General features: G+C 73.4%; 16 protein-coding genes and 1 pseudogene. 8 read left to right on the top strand and 9 right to left on the bottom strand.

All coding sequences use genetic code 11. The features are described from left to right. Positions 1-162 precede the first annotated feature (162 nt). Positions 163-876 carry a hypothetical protein gene (locus ACFVU7_RS19880; RefSeq protein WP_388046208.1) on the top strand — a complete coding sequence of 238 codons (714 nt, stop codon included), beginning with the start codon at positions 163-165 and terminating at the stop codon, positions 874-876. Positions 877-995: 119 nt separating this feature from the next. On the opposite strand, the gene ACFVU7_RS19875 is transcribed toward ACFVU7_RS19880, so the two are convergent. Together ACFVU7_RS19875 and ACFVU7_RS19870 are read right to left on the bottom strand one after the other, a co-directional pair. Continuing rightward, a complete protein-coding gene (locus ACFVU7_RS19875; RefSeq protein ID WP_388046206.1) occupies positions 996-2,000 on the bottom strand; it encodes a hypothetical protein in 1,005 nt (334 codons plus the stop codon). Then, positions 1,990-2,511 (bottom strand): SigE family RNA polymerase sigma factor, encoded by a 522-nt coding sequence (locus tag ACFVU7_RS19870; RefSeq protein ID WP_053112272.1) that lies wholly within the window; start codon positions 2,509-2,511, stop codon positions 1,990-1,992. Before ACFVU7_RS19870 ends, ACFVU7_RS19875 begins: the two co-directional genes overlap by 11 nt. 350 nt (positions 2,512-2,861) lie before the next feature. Between ACFVU7_RS19870 and ACFVU7_RS19865 the strand changes: the two genes are divergently transcribed. The 7 genes from ACFVU7_RS19865 (at position 2,862) to ACFVU7_RS19835 (ending at position 12,694) form a co-directional block, all read left to right on the top strand. Then, positions 2,862-4,382: a sialidase family protein gene (locus ACFVU7_RS19865; RefSeq protein ID WP_079272534.1), complete on the top strand. Its 1,521-nt coding sequence runs from the start codon at positions 2,862-2,864 to the stop codon at positions 4,380-4,382. Between the two features lie 499 nt (positions 4,383-4,881). Next, entirely contained in the window at positions 4,882-5,823 is a 942-nt protein-coding gene (locus tag ACFVU7_RS19860; protein WP_388046204.1) for a phosphotransferase family protein, read from the top strand. A 155-nt stretch (positions 5,824-5,978) separates the two neighbouring features. After that, positions 5,979-7,322 (top strand): GH1 family beta-glucosidase, encoded by a 1,344-nt coding sequence (locus tag ACFVU7_RS19855; protein WP_388046202.1) that lies wholly within the window; start codon positions 5,979-5,981, stop codon positions 7,320-7,322. 368 nt (positions 7,323-7,690) lie between these two features. Next, positions 7,691-8,851 carry an amidohydrolase family protein gene (locus ACFVU7_RS19850; protein ID WP_388046200.1) on the top strand — a complete coding sequence of 387 codons (1,161 nt, stop codon included), beginning with the start codon at positions 7,691-7,693 and terminating at the stop codon, positions 8,849-8,851. Positions 8,852-9,011: 160 nt separating this feature from the next. After that, entirely contained in the window at positions 9,012-9,644 is a 633-nt protein-coding gene (locus tag ACFVU7_RS19845; RefSeq protein ID WP_049656129.1) for a TetR/AcrR family transcriptional regulator, read from the top strand. Positions 9,645-9,944: 300 nt separating this feature from the next. After that, a complete protein-coding gene (locus tag ACFVU7_RS19840; RefSeq protein ID WP_388046198.1) occupies positions 9,945-11,504 on the top strand; it encodes an MFS transporter in 1,560 nt (519 codons plus the stop codon). A 470-nt stretch (positions 11,505-11,974) separates the two neighbouring features. Beyond that, complete coding sequence (locus ACFVU7_RS19835) at positions 11,975-12,694, top strand: DUF2993 domain-containing protein (protein ID WP_388046196.1); 720 nt, start codon at positions 11,975-11,977, stop codon at positions 12,692-12,694. A gap of 233 nt (positions 12,695-12,927) precedes the next feature. Here ACFVU7_RS19835 and ACFVU7_RS19830 read toward each other — a convergent pair. The 7 genes and pseudogenes from ACFVU7_RS19830 to ACFVU7_RS19800 form a co-directional block, all read right to left on the bottom strand. After that, a pseudogene (locus ACFVU7_RS19830) lies at positions 12,928-13,149 on the bottom strand (TetR/AcrR family transcriptional regulator); the annotation flags it as partial. Between the two features lie 67 nt (positions 13,150-13,216). Further along, complete coding sequence (gene dmpG / locus ACFVU7_RS19825) at positions 13,217-14,233, bottom strand: 4-hydroxy-2-oxovalerate aldolase (RefSeq protein ID WP_388046194.1); 1,017 nt, start codon at positions 14,231-14,233, stop codon at positions 13,217-13,219. After that, complete coding sequence (locus ACFVU7_RS19820) at positions 14,230-15,177, bottom strand: acetaldehyde dehydrogenase (acetylating) (protein WP_388046193.1); 948 nt, start codon at positions 15,175-15,177, stop codon at positions 14,230-14,232. Before ACFVU7_RS19820 ends, dmpG begins: the two co-directional genes overlap by 4 nt. Further along, positions 15,174-15,995 carry a 2-keto-4-pentenoate hydratase gene (mhpD, locus tag ACFVU7_RS19815; protein ID WP_388046398.1) on the bottom strand — a complete coding sequence of 274 codons (822 nt, stop codon included), beginning with the start codon at positions 15,993-15,995 and terminating at the stop codon, positions 15,174-15,176. Before mhpD ends, ACFVU7_RS19820 begins: the two co-directional genes overlap by 4 nt. Positions 15,996-16,161: 166 nt before the next feature. Further along, a complete protein-coding gene (locus ACFVU7_RS19810) occupies positions 16,162-17,172 on the bottom strand; it encodes a VOC family protein (protein WP_388046191.1) in 1,011 nt (336 codons plus the stop codon). Beyond that, complete coding sequence (locus tag ACFVU7_RS19805; protein ID WP_388046190.1) at positions 17,169-18,044, bottom strand: alpha/beta hydrolase; 876 nt, start codon at positions 18,042-18,044, stop codon at positions 17,169-17,171. The genes ACFVU7_RS19810 and ACFVU7_RS19805 overlap by 4 nt, the downstream gene beginning before the upstream one ends. 13 nt (positions 18,045-18,057) lie before the next feature. Then, positions 18,058-18,825, bottom strand: coding sequence for an FAD-dependent monooxygenase (locus ACFVU7_RS19800; RefSeq protein ID WP_388046188.1), 768 nt, complete (start codon positions 18,823-18,825; stop codon positions 18,058-18,060). Positions 18,826-18,983: the final 158 nt, after the last annotated feature.

The following is an 18,983-nucleotide window of genomic DNA, read 5'->3' as shown; positions in this document are numbered from 1 at the left end:
GACCGGAGCCGTGCGGCCAGGGGCGTTGCAGTTCGGTGACACGGAAGGCTCCATTCCGTCGACTGTTCGTACTACCTTCGAACTGCACGCGAAGCCGCCCTCCGGTCCCCGCAGGAGAGGGCGCCGCGCGCTCCTCACCCGCACTTCGCTCAGGAGAACCGCATGCCCTTCTCGACGATCCGCCGCGCGACCACTGCCCGTACGCTGGCCGGAACCGTCCTGACCGCGGCCCTGCTGGTGCCCGCCGCGACGGCCTGCTCCTCCACGTCGGGCGCGACCGGCGCGGCCGCGCCGGCCACCGCGTCGGCGGCTGCCACCGCGCCGCCCGCCGCGCCCGCCACCGAGCCTCCGGCCACGGCCTCCGCCGCGCCCACTCCGACCGGCACGCGCGGCGCCACCCCTCCGGCCGCCGCGCCCAGCGGGCACGCCGCGACCACGTCGGCCACCCCGCCCAAGGGGGGCCAGGGGGTCCGTACCGAGACCCTGGTGGACGGCAGCAAGGCCGAGATCCACGACCTCGGCAACCAGCACTACACCGCCAAGATCGTCAACGCCGGTCAGGTCCTCGCCACCATGGAGACGAAGGAGCACGACGACGGGCTCGACGCCAACGGCATGTTCGTCATGCTCTCGCTGGACGGCCGGATCCGCTCCTGGATGGGCGGCAGTCACCAGGGGCCGGGCACCTTCAAGCTGGCGGGCGGCTGGACGGCCAAGGTCACGAAGGTCGGCGAACTCCGGTACCGCGCGGAGATCCTCGGCAACGAGAACGCGGTGTACGGCACGCTGGAGGCGAACCAGCACGATGTCGGGGTCGACGCCAACGGCGTCTCCATCGTGCTCAGCGCCGGCGGCGAGATCAGCGCCCACGAGTGAGCACGCCGGAACCCGGACACGCCGGACGGCGGAGCCACCGACCCGATCGGTGACACCGCCCTCCGGCTCCGCCCCTGACCCAAATCCCTTGGTAGACAACGGCGTTGAGACCGGGACCGCTAGCGGACCTCGGCCACCAGGGCCCCGTACTTCGCCTTGATGTCCGCCTCGGCGGACTGCCACTGCGGGGTGTCGACCACGACGCCGGTGCCGTCGATGGCGAGCGTCAGCCCGTCGATCACCACGCCCCTGGCCCGCCACTCCTCGGTGTCCGCGCGGATCCGGTTCAGGACGGTCATGAGCTGCTCGCGGGAGCCCGCGGCGTCGGCGAACCGCACCTTCACCGTGGGCCAGTCGGCCGCCCTCGCGGTCACGGCGGCGTCCAGGCCGCTGCCGGGGACCCGCATCACGTAGAGCGTGTCCGTGTTCCTGTCGCGGCACGTGCCGAAGTAGTGGTCCGGGTAGTCGGTCATCGCCAGCGTCTCGATGGAATCACCCGCCCGGGTCACACGGGCCTCCGCCGGGTCCTCCGACGACAGCGACGACGGCGAGCCCGAGCCCGAGTCCGTGGGCAGGGGCGACGGCGAGCCGGACGACGACGGGAGGCCGGAGAACGGCGTGCCTGTCGACGGGACGTCCGAGGACGAGTAGCCCGGCGGAGGGGTGGCCGGCGACAACAGGCCCAACCAAGGGGAGCCCGGCGGCGGCGTCCACGACGACGAGTAGCCCGACGAGGTGATCGCCGACGGCGTCTCCCAGGGCTGCCGGCTGGAGTGCTGGTGCCAGCCCGGTGTCCGCATCGACGTGGGCCCGTTCACACAGTTCAGCATCACGGCGGTGCGCCCCGGCGCCGTCGCCCCCGCCGTCGGAGTCAGCACGCTGAGGCCCGTCCCGGCCGCCCCCGTACGGTCGCTCCCGGGGCCGCCGCCACCGAGCTGCGTCAGCGCTCCCGCTCCGAGGACCAGCACCGCGGCCGCCGTCACCCCCCGTACGGTGGCCTGCCGCCGGGCGCGCCGACGCCCGGCCCGGTGCAGTTCGGCCAGCGGCGGGGTGCCGGCGATCCCTGCCGCGTGTGTTCCGAGCCGGGTGACCAGCTCCTCCTCGAACCTGTCCTCAGCGCTCACGGCCTACCAGCTCCCTCACGTTTTCCATGTCCTGTCGAAGCGCCTTGATCCCGCGCGCCAGGTGCGTCTTCGCCGTGGGCACCGAGCACCCCAGCTCCTCCGCCACCTGAGCGACCGGCAGGTCCAGGTAGTAGCGCAGCACCACGGCGGCCCGCTGCCGCTTGGGCAGTCCGGCCAGTGCCGCCGCCAGCTGGTCGTCCCGTTCGCCCTCCGGGGCCGCCGGTCCGTCCGGCAGCGCGGAGGTGAGCACTTCGCGTCTGGTCCGCCGCCAGCGCGAGACGTGGGTGCGGACCATCGTCCTGCGGACGTACCCCTCGGTAGCGGCCGTGTCCCGGATCGTCGAACGCTTCGGGTACACCTGCGCGAGGGCGTCGTGCAGCAGGTCCCGGGCGTCGTGGACGTCACCCGTGATCAGGTACGCCCCCCGCAGCAGGGCCTGGTACCGGGCTACGACGAACTCGTCGAACGGGTCGGATCCGGAGCCCCCCGGGAGGATCGATTCGCGCTTCATGCCTTCAGGACGCCCCAGCCACGGAAAACGGATGACAACCAGCCAGTATTCACGTCCAGGGGGGCGTCGCCCCGCGCCGGGGGAGGGGCGCCGGACCCGACGGTCCGCGAGGCGCCGTTCCGTTTTGGTTGCACATCTTGTGCGATGTCATGATCCGGCTCACACTTCCGATTTGCGAACACGTGTGCACTTCTGCGCGCGGCACGCGATCGGGCGGCGTCGCCCCCACGAGCCTCGACGGCGCCGGACTCCTCCGATCCGCACGCGCCAACCGGGGCGGGTCGCCGCGCCCTCGGACCGCGGCCCGCCCCTCGTCGTCCGTACCTTCCCCCCACGCGAAGGAGCTTCGGATGAAGCACCCGCGCACCCCTGCCCGCTGGCGGCGGCCGTTCGCCGTCGCCGCCGCGGCCGCCCTCGTCCTGACCGGCGCGGCCTGGAACGCCGCCCCGGCCGCCGGCGCCGCCCCGTACGCCCTGACCGTCGACGGCGGCGGACCGCGCCTGCTGCAGGTGAGCGCCGACCCGTTCACCGACACCGGGACCGGAAGCCAGCACGCCACCGAGGTGGAGCCCGACACCTTCGCCTACGGCGGCACGATCGTCTCCTCGTCCCAGGTCGGCCGGTTCCCCGCCGGCGGTTCGGCCGCCCTCAGCTGGAACACCTCGCGGGACGGCGGCGCCACCTGGCGGCACGGCATCCTGCCCGGCATCACCACCCACCAGGGCGGCGGCAACTGGGCCCGGGCCTCCGACCCCTCGATCGCCTACGACGCCAGGCACGGCACCTGGATGATCGCCGGCCTGGTCATCGACGCGGCGATCAACCCCGTCGGGGTGACCGTCAGCCGCTCGGCCGACGGCCTGCGCTGGCAGGACCCGGTGCGGGCGGTCGGCTTCGACGGCCAGGGCTACGACAAGGAGTGGATCGTCTGCGACAACACCCCGTCCAGCCCGTACTTCGGCACCTGCTACATCGAGGTCGACATCCCCTCCTCCGACAACCTGGTGGTGATGTCCGCCTCCCGGGACGGCGGCGCCACCTGGTCCGCCCCGTCGGGCCCGTCCGGCGTCAACCTGGGCCTCGGCGGCCAGCCGCTGGTGCAGCCCGACGGCCGGGTCGTGGTCCCCTTCTCGACCGACACCACCTCGATCCGCTCCTTCAACTCGACCGACGGGGGCCGGTCCTGGGGCTCCACCGTCCTGGTCGCCGACGTCGTGGCGCACGGCGTCGCGGGCGGCCTGCGCGACGGCGAGGGCCTGCCCTCGGCCGAGATCGACGGCGCCGGCCGGGTCTACGTCGCCTGGCAGGACTGCCGGTTCCGGGCCGGCTGCCCGGGCAACGACATCGTCTACGCGACCTCGACCGACGGGACCACCTGGTCCGCCGTGACCCGGGTGCCGATCGACGCCACCACCAGCGGCGCCGACCACTTCCTCCCCGGCCTCGGCGTCGACCGCGCCACCTCCGGGCGCAGCGCCAAGCTCGGGCTGTACTACTACTTCTACCCGAACGCCGACTGCACGGACGCCACCTGCGAGTTGGAGGTCGGCTTCATCTCCTCCGCCAACGGCGGCGCCACCTGGAGCGCGCCGCGGACCGTCGCCGGCCCGATGCCGCTGTCCCGGATCGCCGCCACCGGAGGCGGCGCCATGGTCGGCGACTACCTCTCCACCTCCGTCCTCGACGGCAAGGCGGTGGCGATCTTCGCGGTCGGCAGGGCCCCGGCCGACGGCCAGGCCTACGACGAGGCCATGTACGCCGTCGAGGGCGGCCTGCCCGTCCGCGGCGGCAGCACCCCCTCCAGCACCGGTCCGGTCGCCTTCACCGCGCCCGCCCGGGAGCGGCAGCTGCCGCCGCCGGTCCGTCACTGACCCGCCACTGATCCCCGCTGACCCACCGCTGACCCGCCCGGGCCCGTCCTCCCGCCCCACCGGGAGGACGGGCCCGGCCGCGTCCCGAACCGGGTCGGCGCGGCAGTACGGCAGTACGGCGACACGGCAGCGTGGCGGAATCAACGGAATCCGGCGTGCCGCCCCAGGAGAGCACCAACCAGCTCGCCACGGGCGACTTCCCGGCCGTCATCGGCGACTGCCACGCCGTCCGCGACCTCCAGACCCACACGAGCATCGCCCCGCTGCCGGCCGAGGGAGTTCCCGCAACTGCCGGAGCTGGTCGCCCGGCACTACGCCGGCATCGTCGTAGAGGACGGCCTCCTCCTCGACGTGGGCTGCTCGACCGGTACCCTGATCCGCACCCTGGCGGAGCGTCGCCAGGGCAGCAGGGCGGGTCCGGCCAGGCCATGACGGCCCAGAAGTACACCTGCTTCGAGGGCTTCCTGGCCGTCAAATGACAAACAGAGGAAGGTTTCTGGTGAGGCTTCCCGCCACTGGACAACTGATCGACCAGGACGTCACGGACGGGCTCGCCGAACTCGCGGGCTCGCTCGGCTACACCCCGCCCGCGGTGCTCAGCAGCGGCGTGGAGTTCCTCGTCTACCGGGCGAGCCCGCTGAGCGGCGCGGCGCACGAGGACGTGGTGCTGCGCGTGCCGCGCGCCCGTACGTTCCACACCGCGAACAACGTCGGCGTCGGCGCGGACGGCCTGCTGGAGCAGGAACTCCGGATCACCCAGTGGCTGGCCCCGGACGGCTTCCCGGTCGCCCGCGCCCTGGGCATCGAGTACACCCGGACGGGCACGCCGGTGCTGCTCTCGGCCTTCGTGGACTCCGACGCCCAGGCACCGGACTGGTCCGAGGTCGGGGCGCTGTTCGCGGCGCTGCACGCCAAGCCGGCCCCGGACCTGGCGCCCGTCGTCCAGTACGGCCGGCCCGTCCCCGACCTGCTGGCGCAGCGGCTGCCCGACCGGTTCGGCAGGCTGCTGGACCTCCGCCCGGGCCTGGGCGAACTGCCCGAGCGCGCGGCGATCGCGGCCCGCCTCGCCGAGACGTCGGCCGAGCCCGCGCTGCTCCACCTGGACCTGCGCCGGCAGAACCTGCTGTGCAGCCAGGGGCGGGTGGCCGCGCTGATCGACTGGTCCAACGTGCTGATCGGCGACCCCGCGATGGAACTGGCGCGGATGTCCGAGTACGCGCTCATCCCGGAGAACGGCCTGGACGAGCGGGCGATCCGCCAGGGCTACGAGGCCGCGGGCGGGAAGTCCTCCGTCACCCCCGCGGCCGACCTCCTCTACCGGCTGGACGCGGCGGTGATGCTGGCCCTGGTCTTCACCTCGGTGGCGCCGGACCCGCGGCTCGGGCCGGCGCAGACGGCACGGGTGGTCGAACTGCTGCGGGAGCTCGCCGACGTGTGGTGACGGGGCCGGGGGCGAGCCCCTCACCCCCGGCCACCGGACGACAGAAGGGACCGAGGCCCTCTGCGGGGCTCCGGTCCCTTCCGTCGTCCCACTCTGGTGTTTTGGCGCCGCGCCGGTAACATGACTTCCCCTCATGTTTCCGTCAGGAGGCTGTCATGCCGGACCGCTTCGACCTGCCGGCGGGGTTCCGCTGGGGTGCCGCCACCGCCGCCTACCAGATCGAGGGGGCGGTGAACGAGGACGGCCGCGGGCCCTCCGTCTGGGACACCTTCGCCGCCCGCCCCGGCGCCGTCCGCGACGGCCACACCGGCGCGGTGGCCTGCGACCACTACCACCGGTGCCCCGAGGACATCGCCCTGATGAAGGGCCTCGGACTCGACGGCTACCGCTTCTCCGTCGCCTGGTCCCGCGTCCAGCCCACCGGCGCGGGCGCCGTGAACGCCGCCGGCCTCGCCTTCTACGACCGCCTCGTCGACGCCCTCCTCGAAGCCGGCATCACCCCGCTGCCCACCCTCTTCCACTGGGACCTCCCGCAGGGCCTCGAGGACCACGGCGGCTGGCTGAACCGCGACACCGCGTACCGCTTCGCCGAGTACGCGGGGATCGTCGCCGACCGCCTCGGCGACCGCGTCCCCGCCTGGATCACCCTCAACGAGCCCTTCGTCCACACCGTCTTCGGCTACGCCCTGGGCACCCACGCCCCCGGCCGCACCCTGATGTTCGAGGCCCTCCCCGCCGCCCACCACCAGCTCCTCGCCCACGGCCTGGCCGCCACCGTCCTCCACGACCGCGGCCTGGAGGCGATGCTCTCCAACAACCTCACCCCCGTCGAGCCGGCCACCCCCTCGCCCGCCGACCTCGCCGCCGCCGAGGCCTACGACGCCCTCCACAACCGCCTGTTCACCGACCCCGTCCTCCTCGGCCGCTACCCCGACCTCACCGCCCTCGGTGTCCCCGACGACATCTTCGGCGCCGTGCGCGACGGCGACCTCGACCTCATCCACACCCCCGGCCTCGACGGCCTCGGCCTCAACTTCTACAACCCCACCCGCGTCGCCGCCCCCACCGAGCCCGGCCTCCCCTTCGACCTCGTCGACATCCCCGACGTTCCCCACACCGCCTTCGGCTGGCCCGTCGTCCCCGACGCCCTCCGCCAACTCCTCCTCAACCTCCGCGAGTCGTACGGCAAGGCCCTCCCGCCCCTCACCATCACCGAGAACGGCTGCTCCGTCGAGGAGTCCACCACCCCCGACCAGCCCCGCATCGACTTCATGTCCGCCCACCTCGACGCCCTCGCCCAGGCCACCGCCGAAGGCATCGACATCCGCGGCTACTACACCTGGTCCCTCCTCGACAACTTCGAATGGGCCGAGGGCTACCACCAGCGCTTCGGCCTCGTCCACGTCGACTTCGCCACCCAGCAGCGCACCCCGAAGGCCTCGTACACCTGGTACCGCGACCTGATCGCCGCCCACCGGGCGAAGTCGGCGGATCGGTAGCAGCGGCCGCGCCTGGTGGGCTCTACGTACCTGGGCGCTCGTGTCGCAGTGGCAAGCCGTCGAAGACCTGTCGGCTGAAGTGAGCTGCCCGCAGGGCGGTGTGGCGGCCCGCACCGGGATCCGGGGAGAGCGGCGGTGGGCGGTGCGCCCTGCATGGTCCCCTGACCGGATCTCGCCGTGCCCTGCCCATTGACTCCGACCTTCACCCCTCTTACCGTAGCGGTCACTACATGAGTCTGTAGTGACCGCTACATGAACGGGTGCGTCCGTGGCGACGCAGACCCGCCGGTCCGGCATGCCTGCTTGGTGCCGATGACGACCCGCCAACGGTTCATGCTGCGTCCCGTTGCCCACAGGAGGTGCGCGTAATGACCGACACCGAAACCGAGAATGCCCCAAGTCCGGGGCGCCGAAGGCTCCTCAAGGCCGCCCTGCCGCTCGCCGTCGCCACCGCGGCGCTCGATCCGACGCCGGCCCGCGCGGCATCGCCCGACCCGGCGCCGCGGTCGCCCGTGACGCGCGGCCGGGGCCGCATCGACGTGCACTGCCACCTGCTCCCGGACTTCTACCGGCAGTCCCTCGCCGCGCACGGCGTCGTCGAGATCGGCGGAGTGCCGGTCCCGGTGTGGAGCCCGGCCCTCGCGGTCGACTTCATGAACCGCTACGGCATCGAGGCGCAGGTGGTCTCCGTCTCCGAGCCGGGGGTCACCTATCTGGATGCCGCCGCCGACCGGTTGGCCATGGCGCGGCGCCTGAACACCTACATGAGCCGTGAGCTCGTCTGCGGATCCACCTACCGCCAGGGGCGCTTCGGCGGCTTCGCGGTCCTGCCGTTGGGCCGCAGGGTGACCGCGATGGACGTGGGCGACGCGGTGGTGGAAGCCCGGAGGGCGGTGCGTGAACTCGGGTTGGACGGCGTGGGCCTGTTCAGCAGTTACGGCGGGACCTACCTGGGCGATCCCGTCTTCGAGCCGTTGCTGCGCGAACTCGACGACCTGCGGGCCATGGTGTTCGTCCACCCGGTGACCCCCTCGGCCTATCCCGACCTGGGGCTGCCGCCCTTCCTCTACGAGTTCACGTTCGACACCACGCGAGCGCTGGTCAACATGCTCTACAAGGGGGTGTACGAGCGGCACGCGCGCATCCGCTGGCTGGCCGCCCACGCCGGCGGCACGCTGCCCTACGTCTCCTACCGTGCGAGCCTGTTGACGCTGACCCCCGAGCTCGCCCAGCGGTTCGGCGCCTCCGGGTCGGCGGACAGCAGTGCGCAGTTCCGCGGCCTCTTCTACGACACGGCCCTCTCGCCGGCGCCCCAGGCGATGAAGTCGGTGCGGGAGCTGGCCGGCGCCGAGCACATCCTGTTCGCCACCGACTGGCCGTTCAGCAGTCCCTTGTTCCTGGGGGCCGGAGATCCCGCGCCCCAACTGGACGAGACGTTCGGTCCCGACGAGCGCCTGGCTGTCGAGCGGGGCAATGCGCTGGCCCAGTTCCCGGCGCTGGCCGCCCGGCTCGGGGCCCGTACGGGCTGACCCCCGAGCCGGACGCGCTCGGCCGATCCGGCAGGCGGAGCGCGCCGCCGAGCGCACTGTGGCACACTTGCTGTAGTGATCGCTCCAATTGGAGTGAACGCTGCAGTAGGATCGCCGTCGACGACAGTCGAACGCACCCGAACACGAGGAGGCACCCGCCATGGCCGGGCCGCAGACGACCCGCAAGAAGCGCGCGAACGGGGTGGAGTCGCGCCAGCGCATCCTGGACGCCGCCGTGGAGATCGCGGGCGAGCGCGGCTACGAGGGCACCTCGATCGCGGCCGTCAGCACCAAGTGCGGGCTGCCCGCCAGCTCGATCTACTGGCATTTCAAGGACAAGGACGACCTGATCGCCGCGGTGATCGAACGCAGCTTCGCGACCTGGCTGGCTGCCGTCGAGCTGCCGGGCGAGGAAGCGGGCACTCCGTTGGAGCGGGTCACCGCCATGGCGGTGAGCGTGGCGAAGTCGCTGATCGACGCTCCCGACTTCCTCCGGTTCGGGCTGATGCTCGCGCTGGAGCGGCGCCCCACGGAGCCCCGGGGCCGGACGGTGTTCCTCCAGGTCCGTGAGATCGCGGGCGCGAAGATCGCCGAGATGGCCCGGGAGCTCGTCCCGGACCTCGACGAGGACTCTGTCCGCCTGCTCACGACCTATGCCGTCGCCGGTGCCGACGGACTGTTCGTCCAGCGCGAGATCAACGGGGACGGCGTCGACCTGGTCGCGATGTTCGAACTGCACGCCCGGCTCGTCTACGAGGCGGCTACACGCATGGCGGCGGAGAAGGAGGAGTGAGCCCGGCCGGTCGCGCGACTCCGCGGCCGGCTCCCCGCCCTGCCCGGCCGCCGACCCGGCCGGAACCGGGCAGGGCCGTGCCGCCAGCCCGGACCCGCCCGGTGCCACCCCGTACGCGTCCGGGGCCGTCGGCCGCTCCGACACCGAAGCGCGCGTCCCCGCCCGAGCGTCGCCTCCCGACCCTGCCGCTGTGAGGCGCCCGCCCGATCGCGGTGCGTCCGTTCCGTGCGGCCCGGTGCACCCGCGGCGCGTCCGCCCCTCGGGCCCTCTCAGCACAGCATCGACCGAGACAGGTTCCCCATGTCCACCATCCCTCAACACCAGACCGACGACCGGGCGGGGGAGAGCCTCGGCGCCGTCGCGGCCGGCCGGGCCGGACACAACGGCGTACTCGCCGCCATGTGCCTGGCCCTGGTCCTCGTCGTGGCCTCCGTCTCCGCCCTCAACCTCGCACTGCCGGACCTGGCGCTCGACCTGTCGGCCACCAACAGTTCGCTGACCTGGATCGCCGACGCCTACACCGTCGCCCTGGCCGCGCTCGTGCTGCCCCTCGGCGCGATCGGCGACCGGCTCGGGCGCCGCAACGTCCTCGTCGCGGGCACCGTGGTCTTCGGTGCCGCCTCCCTGGCCGCTTCCTTCGCCGACTCCACCACCACGCTCATTGCCTGGCGGGTCGTCATGGGGATCGGCGCCGCGATGATCATGCCGGGCACGCTGTCCACCATCACGGCCGCCTTCCCGCCCGAGCAGCGGGCCAAGGGCGTGGCTACCTGGTCGGGATTCGCCGCGGCCGGCGCCATCCTCGGCATGCTCGCCGCGGGGACGCTGCTGGAGTGGTACTCCTGGCGGTCGATCTTCGTCACCGGCGCCGCGGTCGCCCTGGTCGCCGCGCTGGCGGGGATCCTCCTGGCGCCCGACACCAAGGACCCGCACCCCGAGCCGCCCGACGTGCCCGGGGCCGTCTGCACCGCGCTCGGGATCGGCACCCTGGTCTTCGCCATCATCGAGGGCAACGAGCAGGGCTGGACGCAGCCCCCGGCCGTCGCCGCACTCGTCGTCACGGTTCTGGCCTTCACCGCGTACGCCTGGCTCGGCCTGCGCAACGAGCACCCGCTCCTCGACCCCGCCCTGTTCGGCATCCGCGGCTTCCGGGCCGGCGCGATCACCGTCCTCGTACAGTTCATGGCCGTCTTCGGGTTCTTCTTCGTCGGCCTGCAATACCTGCAGCTCATCCTCGGCTACAGCCCGCTCAAGGCCGCCGTCGCCCTCGTCCCCGTCGCCGTGGTCGTCCTGCCCACTTCGCAGCTCACCCCCCGCCTGGTGCGACGGGTGGGGATGAAGGTCACCATGGCCGCCGGCCTGGCCCTGCTGAGCGCCGGCCTGTTCGTCATCTCCCGGATCGACGTCGACTCCGGCTACCTGCCCTTCCTCGGCGGGCTCGTCCTGGCGGGCTTCGGCATCGGCCTGTCCGGGGCCGTGGGCACCTCCGCCATCACCGGCTCGCTCGGCCGCGGCCGGCAGGGCGTCGCCTCCGCGATGAACGACACCACCCGCGAGGTCGGCTCGGCCGTCGGCATCGCCCTCATGGGCTCGATCTACGGCAGCCGCTACCGATCCAGCCTCCCCGCTTCCCTCGACCAGCTGCCCGCCGAGGCGGCCTCGGCCGCGCGCGACTCCGCCGCCGCGGGCCTGCACGTCGCCGATCGGCTCGGCGTCGGGGGAGCGGCCCTGGCGGACGGCGTCAAGGCCGCCTTCATGGACGGACTGTCGGCCTCGCTCGTCGCGGTCGGTGCCCTCGTCCTGGCCGCAGCCGTCGGCTGCCTGTTCCGCGCGCCGAGAACACCGCCGACGTCGGACTGAACCCGCCCCTCCCGCACCGTCGGTGACGGTCCGTCGAAAGGTGTGACCGTCCGTTCGGCAGCTGACCCGATCAACAGTAGGACCGCAGACGCCGCCATGCCGTACATCCCCTACGACGAATGGGCCGGCCTGACCGGCGGCGGGTACGCGTTGCGCGGGGTGATCGGCCGCGGCGGCGCGGGCGAGGTCCGGTCGGCCGACGACCTGCTCCCGCACCGTACGGTCGCCGTGAAGCCGATGCACCCGCGGCTCGCCCTCGACGACGTCGCCCGGAGCCGCTTCCAGCGCGAGGTCCGCGCCGCCCTTCCCCGCGCACCCCGACGGGCAGCGGACCCAGCCCCTCGGCACCGCGCACGAGCACCGGTCCCGGCCCGGTGCTCCCCCCGTCGCCGGTCCGTCACTGACGAACCAACACCGCCGCTGTCCGACACCGCGGTCGGACCAGGCCATTACCGCAGAGGAGAGAGAACATGCACGAACCGGTCAACGGCCGGGCGCCGCGCCTCAAGCGCCGCCGCAACAGGTGGATCGCGGTGGCCCTGACGCTGCTCGCCGCCGCCGGCGGCGGCGAGGTACTGGCCACGCAGTACACCCAGGAGCGCATCGCCGACTCGGCTCGTCGGAACCTCGGCCTCGCAGCCGCTCCCGAGGTGCGCGTGCACGGTTTCCCCGTGTCTCTGCAGTTGGCCCGGGGAGTGGTCACCGAGGCGGACATCGACGCCGCACGCGTGCCGGCCGACCTGGACGGCCGCGTCCTGACCGTCGAGGACGTTGCCGTCCACCTGCGAGGAGTGCACCGGGAACGGGACGGCGGGGAGCGGGCCGACGAGGCGGAGGTCACGGCGACCGTCGCGTACGACGAGCTCTCGGCCTTCTACGGGGTCGCCATCGGCCGGGGCGAGGGTGACGACCGGGTGGCAGCGACCGCCCGGCTGCCGCTGTTCGGGCAGGTCACCGCCTCCGCCCATGTCGGCGTCGCCGCTCCGGACGCCGTCGGACTCGACGACGTCCGGCTCCCCGAGAACGTTTCCCCGGCCGCACGAACCCTGCTGGCGAGGGCCTTGGAGCGCCGGACCCCGCTCGACGACCTGCCCGAGGGGCTCGCGCTCCGGTCCGTGGCCGTCACCGACCACGGCATCGTCGCCCGCATGTCCGGGCACGGTGTCGAGCTGCGGTCCCGCACCGCCTAGGACCCGGACCCGACGGCCACGACCCGGTCGGCCGGCGGTTCGGCCGCGCCCGTCAGCGGACCCCGCCGCTCCGGGGCCAGGGGTGGCAGGGACGGGTGGCCACCTCGTGGGCGTCCTCGTCCGACAGACCCGGCGTGAGCACCAGCAGCTCGGACATCCGCGGTCCCGTCGCCGTCGTCGAGCCGCTTCACCATGGGCAACCGCGACCGCAACCGCAACCGCAACCGCGACCGCAACAGGCCGAGGACGGCCCCTCCGATCGCGCCGAGGGGCACCACGGGGGCCTCGGTCCGGAACCGGCCCGCTGCGCGCCCGGGTTCGAGATCGCGCAGGGGCAGGGGCAGGGGCCCGTCGGCCGTGCGGATGTGCTGCATGCCGCGCAGCCTCAGGGCACCGGTGACCTCGGGGAGGGAGGCCGCCGGCACCAGGGTCGGCCGGATGCCGGCGGCGAAGCGTTCCGCCGGGTCCTCGACGTCCCGCGTCGCGGCGTCCGTCGGCCCGGGGCGTGCGAGGGCTGTTCGGTCAGTCGGCGGAGCGGGCCGTCGCGAGGTCGAGGGCGATGTCCGTGATCATGTCTTCCTGGCCGCCCACCATCTTGCGCCGCCCGACCTCGACCAGGATCGCGCGGGTGTCCAGGCCGTAGCGGCGGGCGGCGGTCTCGGCGTGGCGCAGGAAGCTGGAGTACACGCCCGCGTAGCCGAGGGTGAGGGTCTCGCGGTCGACGCGCACCTCGCGGTCCTGCAGCGGGCGGACCACGTCGTCGGCGGCGTCCATCAGCGGGAACAGGTCGCAGCCGTGCTCCCAGCCCATCAGGTCGGCGACCGCCACGAACGCCTCCAGAGGGCAGTTGCCGGCGCCCGCTCCCTGGCCGGCGAGGGAGGCGTCGACGCGGGTGACGCCGTTCTCCACGGCCACGACGGAGTTGGCGACGCCCAGGCCCAGGTTGTGGTGGGCGTGGATGCCGAGTTCGGTGTCGGAGGACAGGACGTCGCGGTAGGCGCGCAGGCGGTCGCGCACGCCGTCCATGGTGAGGCGGCCCCCGGAGTCGGTGACGTAGACGCACTGGGCGCCGTAGGACTCCATCAGCCTGGCCTGCCGGGCGAGTTCGGCGGGTTCGGCCAGGTGGGACATCATCAGGAAACCGGCCACGTCCATGCCCAGGCCGCGGGCGGCGTCGATGTGCTGGGCGGCGATGTCGGCCTCGGTGCAGTGGGTGGCGACGCGCACCGAGCGGATGCCGAGGGCTTGCGCCTGCCGCAGGTCGTGCAGGGTGCCGATGCCGGGCAGCAGCAGGGTGGTGGGCACCGCGTGGTGGACGCTGTCGCAGACGGCGGCGATCCACTCCCAGTCGGTGTGGGCGCCGACGCCGTAGGTGATGCTGGAGCCGGACAGGCCGTCGCCGTGGGCGATCTCGATCGCGGCCACGCCGGCCGCGTCGAGGGCGCCAGCGATGGTGCGGGCCTGGTCGATGGTGTAGCGGTGGCGCACGGCGTGCATGCCGTCCCGCAGGGTCACGTCCTGGACGTACAGGGAAGTCATCGCGTCGCCACCTCCGGGGCGCGGTGGGCGGCCATGCGTTCGGCGGTGCGCAGGGCGGCCGAGGTCATGATGTCGAGGTTGCCGGCGTAGGCGGGCAGGTAGTGGGCGGCCCCCTCGACCTCCAGGAACACCGACACCTTCGCGGCGTCGCCGGTGCGGCAGGAGGCGGGCAGCAGGGAGCGGAGCGGGTCGTCCGCGGCGACGCGGTCGAACTGGACCCGCTGCTTGAGGCGGTAGCCGGGGACGTACGCCTGGACCCGGGCGACCATCCGCTCGACCGATTCGGTCACCGCGGCGTCGTCGCAGTCGCCGACCAGGCAGTACACGGTGTCGCGCATGATCAGCGGCGGCTCGGCCGGGTTCAGGACGATGATCGCCTTGCCGCGGGAGGCGCCGCCCACCTTCTCGATCGCCGAGGAGGTGGTCTCGGTGAACTCGTCGATGTTGGCCCGGGTGCCGGGGCCCGCGGAGCGCGAGGAGATCGAGGCGACGATCTCGCCGTAGTGGACGGGGGTCACGGCCGAGACCGCGGCCACGACCGGGATGGTGGCCTGGCCGCCGCAGGTGACCATGTTGACGTTGGGGGCGTCGAGGTGGGCGTCGCCGTTGACCGGCGGGACGACGTACGGGCCGAGCGCCGCGGGCGTCAGGTCGACGACGGTGCGCCCCAGCGAGCGCAGCACCTCGTCGTGGCGGCGGTGGGCTCCGGCGGAGGTGGCGTCGAAGACGATCTGCACGTCCGCGAACTCGTCCAGTGCCACCAGGCCGTCCACGCCTTGATGGGTGGTGGCGACCTTCAGGCGGCGGGCGCGGGCCAGGCCGTCGGAGTCGGGGTCGATCCCGGCCATCGCGGCGATCTCCAGGGACTCGGAGAGCCGCAGGATCTTGATCAGCAGGTCGGTGCCGATGTTGCCGGACCCGATGACGGCGACCTTCGTGGTCATGCGAGGGCTCCTTCCTCGGTGGCGGGTGCGAACGCGGTCGTGACCGTGCCCAGCCCTTCGATGACGGCGGTGAACTCGTCGCCCGCGGCGGCGGCGGCCATCGGGCCGAGCGCGCCGGTCAGGACGAGGTCGCCGGCCCGCAGCGGGTCGCCGAGCCCGGCGAGGGTGGAGGCGAGCCAGAGGGCGGCGGTGAGCGGGCTGCCCAGGCAGTCGGCCCCGGTGCCCCGGGAGACCTGTTCGCCGTTCCGGGTGAGCGTCATGGTCACGGCCCGCAGGTCGACCCGGTCCAGCGGCACCGGGGTGCCGCCGAGGACGTACAGCCCGCAGGAGGCGTTGTCGGCGACGGTGTCGACGATGGTGATGTCCCAGTCGGCGATGCGGCTGTCGACGATCTCCAGCGCGGGCAGCGCGAACGCCGTGGCGCGCAGCAGGTCGGCGACGGTCGCATCGCGGTGGGGCAGGTCGGAGCCGAGGACCAGGGCGACCTCGGCCTCGACCTTCGGCTGGAGCAGTCGGCCGGGGGCGACGGGCTGTCCCTCGGGTACCGCCATGTCGGCGAACAGGGCGCCGAAGTCAGGCCGGTCGACGCCGAGTTGGCGCTGTACGGCGGGCGAGGTCAGGCCGACCTTGCGGCCCACGAGCCGTCGCCCCGCCGCGAGGGCGCGCTCGACGTGGAGCTGCTGCACGGCATAGGCGGCCTCGATGTCGGCCTCGGGCAGCAGCGGGCGCACCGGGGTGCACGGGACGCCGGTGCGGGCGGCCTCTTCCAGGAGGGCGGCCGCCTCGGCGACGCGGGCGGGCCGGGTCGGAACCGGCAGGGATCGGTGGGGTGGTGCGGAGCCGAGCACGAGGGTGGCCTCCGGGGGATCGTCGAGGGGTGGGGGAACGGCCGGGGCACCGGCTTGTGCCGGGTGCGGGCGTGCGCCGCCGACGCCGGGCAGGGCGGGGACGGAGCCGTACCGGCGGTGCGGCGGCTGTCCCGGGTCAGTCGTCGGGGATGCCCGTGCCGCTGAGGGCGGGCACGGTGAGCTCCGGGCGGGCCAGGGATCGGGCTCCGGCGCGGAACTGGGCGAGCTTGTCGACGACGGTCTGGCCGACGGGCAGGTGGCCCCAGGTGCTGATGCCCTGGTGGGTGGTGGGTTCCCAGGTGCTCTCGTCGATGACGATCGGGTTCCAGCCGACCTCCCACTCGAAGCCCGAGGGGGTGCGGGCGTAGTAGGACAGTTCCTTGTCGTTGGTGTGCTGGCCCACCGACAGGGCCATCTCGAAGCCGAGTTCGTGGACGCGCTGGTAGCTGCGGGCGACGTCGTCGAGGGTGGCGGCCTGGATGTTGAGGTGCTGCACCCGGGTGCGGATCGGGTCCAGGGGCAGGCCGCGGACGGCGGCGACGGCGATGGAGTGGTGGCGCTCGTTGACGCGCAGGAAGCGGATCTTGAGTTTGACGCCGCTGATGGTCTCGTCGATGTAGTCGGTCAGGCGGGCGTCGAAGACGGTGTCGAAGTAGCCCCGGATCTGCGCGGGCCTGGTGGAGGTCAGCGCGACGTGGCCCAGGCCGGAGTCGCCGGTGACGAAGCCGGAGGCGAGCATGCGCAGCGGTTCGGCCGCTCGCTTCGGGTTGGTGTAGATCTCCTGGGTGATGCCCTTGGGGCCGGGGAAGCGCAGCAGGCGTTCGACGCCGCGCAGGGCCGCCTCCTCGTCTGAGCCCCGGGTGAGGGGGACACTGTGGGCGCGAATGCGGGCTTCGATCCGTTCGAAGGCGGCGTGGTCGTCGACGTGCCAGCCGGTGGCGACGACGTCCTCGGCGGGCCCGCGGGTGAGCAGGAAGCGGCACTCCTGGCCGTCGAGGCGGAAACGCATCAGGTCGGGGGAGAGGCTGTCGTGGTGCATGCCGATGGCGTCGGTGCCGAAGCGGCGCCAGTCGGCGAAGCGGTTCGTCTCGATGACGACGTAGCCGAGGCGGACGGCCCCGAAGACGCTGGTCGGTACGGTGTTCATCGTTGGCCTGCCAGGAAGTCGGCGCACAGCCGGTTGAAGAGTTCCGCGCGCTCGAACTGGACCCAGTGGCCCGTGTTGGCGACCGTGTACAGGTCGCAGTCGGGCATGCGATCGGCGAGCATCCGGCCGCCGGAGGGCCGGTTGACCCTGTCCTGGGCCCCCCACAGCACCAGGGTCGGGACGGGCAGCCGGGACAGGCGCGGGTCGCGGGTGAAGTCCATCCTCCACACGGTCCGCAGGGCGTCGCGCCCGGAGGGCCGCCGCAGGGGCGGTGCGGCGACCACCTCCGGGTCGATGCTGGCGCGGTAGCGCTCGTCGATCACGGAGTCGGGGACGTCGGCGGCGTTGAAGACGAGGTGGTCGCGGATGAACTTCTCCAGCTTCGGCCGCGAGGGCCCGTCGCCGGTGTAGTAGTTCAGCAGGCTGTTGAGGCCGGGGGTGGGCAGGGCGCGGGTGGTGCCGATGCCGCCGGGGCCCATCAGGACCATGCGGTCGACCCGGTCGGGGGTGTCCAGGGCCAGGCGCAGGGCGCAGGCGCCGCCGTAGGAGTTGCCGACCAGGTGGGCCTTCTCGAGGCCGAGGCGGTCGAGCAGGCCGCGGACGTGGTCGGCGAGGAAGCCGAAGGGGTCGCCGGCGTCGACGCCCTTGGTGCTGCGGCCGTAGCCGGGCAGGTCGGGCACGATGACCCGGTGGCCCCGGGCCAGGGCGGCGATGTTGCGGGTGTAGTTGGAGACGCCGGAGGCGCCCGGGCCGCCGCCGTGCAGCAGCAGGACCGGCGGGCCGTCCCCGGTCTCCGCGGCGAAGACCTTCCTTCCGCCGATGTCGTACGTCGTCTCCTGCATCGTCGGCAGGCCGGTCGGTGTCGTCGTCATGGTGCCGGTGTCCTCACTGGGCGGTGGACGCGTGCGGGCGGGGAGCGGTGGTGGGGGCGAAGCCCCGGGGCGGCAGCGGGAGCGGAGTGCCCGCGGGGGCCGCCGCGTAGACGTAGGCGTCGGGGCGCAGGGCGAGGGTGGCCGCGCCGTGCCGGGCCATCCAGGGCAGCAGGACGCCGTCGCTGTCGACGAGGGTGTCCTCCGCGGGTGCGGAGCCCAGCGGCGTGACGGTCAGGGACGGCACGCCCAGGACGTCCCAGGCGAGTTGGGGGGCGGCGGTCCGGGCGTGCAGCAGGTGCCACCGGCCGCCGAGCGCGTCGTCGAGGCGCACGCGGCTGCCGTCGGGGCCGGTCACCCACGGCTGGGGCACCTGGTGGCCGGTCGCCCTGGCGCGGGAGCGGGCCTGCAGGCCGGCGTCGTACCGGGCGACGGGGATCCAGTTCGCGCTCTGCAGCCAGTTGCTGAAGCCCGGGACGCGGTCCAGGGTGCGCAGGGCGCCGTCGCGGACCTTGGTGACCGGCCGGCGGCGTTCGGTGATGGTCCGGCCGACGAGCACCGCCCGCCGGGTGACCTCCTTGACGTGCGGTTTGCGTTCGGCCTCGTAGCTGTCGAGGACCGTCTCGGGCAGTTCGCCGCGCAGGACGGCGTCGAGCTTCCAGCAGAGGTTGGCCACGTCGCGCACGCCCGCGGCCATGCCCTGGCCGATCCACGGCGGCATGGCGTGGGCGGCGTCGCCGGCGAGGTAGACCCTCCCCGCACGGAAGCGCGTGGCGAAGCGCACGTGGTGGCTGTAACGGTCGCGCGCAGCACCTTGACGCTGTCGCGGCCGATCCCGTACCGGGAGATCAGCCCGTACACGGCGTCCTCGGTGACCAGGTGCTCCTCGTCGTCCCCGGGCAGGAGCGGGAACTCGTAGCGGTGGTGGCCCAGCGGGGTCGG

This window comes from Kitasatospora sp. NPDC058046 (assembly GCF_042885595.1).
GTDB lineage: Bacteria > Actinomycetota > Actinomycetes > Streptomycetales > Streptomycetaceae > Kitasatospora.
Note: the sequence above shows the minus strand (reverse complement) of the source record. Positions and strands in the feature narration are given on the sequence as shown.

Bases quoted from the DNA above. Each gene is read 5' to 3' on its own strand.
- ACFVU7_RS19880 (WP_388046208.1), top strand. From the start codon at position 163: ATGCCCTTCTCGACGATCCGCCGCGCGACCACTGCCCGTACGCTGGCC.
- ACFVU7_RS19870 (WP_053112272.1), bottom strand. From the start codon at position 2,511: ATGAAGCGCGAATCGATCCTCCCGGGGGGCTCCGGATCCGACCCGTTC.
- ACFVU7_RS19865 (WP_079272534.1), top strand. From the start codon at position 2,862: ATGAAGCACCCGCGCACCCCTGCCCGCTGGCGGCGGCCGTTCGCCGTC.
- ACFVU7_RS19855 (WP_388046202.1), top strand. From the start codon at position 5,979: ATGCCGGACCGCTTCGACCTGCCGGCGGGGTTCCGCTGGGGTGCCGCC.
- ACFVU7_RS19850 (WP_388046200.1), top strand. From the start codon at position 7,691: ATGACCGACACCGAAACCGAGAATGCCCCAAGTCCGGGGCGCCGAAGG.
- ACFVU7_RS19845 (WP_049656129.1), top strand. From the start codon at position 9,012: ATGGCCGGGCCGCAGACGACCCGCAAGAAGCGCGCGAACGGGGTGGAG.
- ACFVU7_RS19840 (WP_388046198.1), top strand. From the start codon at position 9,945: ATGTCCACCATCCCTCAACACCAGACCGACGACCGGGCGGGGGAGAGC.
- ACFVU7_RS19835 (WP_388046196.1), top strand. From the start codon at position 11,975: ATGCACGAACCGGTCAACGGCCGGGCGCCGCGCCTCAAGCGCCGCCGC.
- dmpG (WP_388046194.1), bottom strand. From the start codon at position 14,233: ATGACTTCCCTGTACGTCCAGGACGTGACCCTGCGGGACGGCATGCAC.
- ACFVU7_RS19820 (WP_388046193.1), bottom strand. From the start codon at position 15,177: ATGACCACGAAGGTCGCCGTCATCGGGTCCGGCAACATCGGCACCGAC.
- ACFVU7_RS19810 (WP_388046191.1), bottom strand. From the start codon at position 17,172: ATGAACACCGTACCGACCAGCGTCTTCGGGGCCGTCCGCCTCGGCTAC.
- ACFVU7_RS19805 (WP_388046190.1), bottom strand. From the start codon at position 18,044: ATGACGACGACACCGACCGGCCTGCCGACGATGCAGGAGACGACGTAC.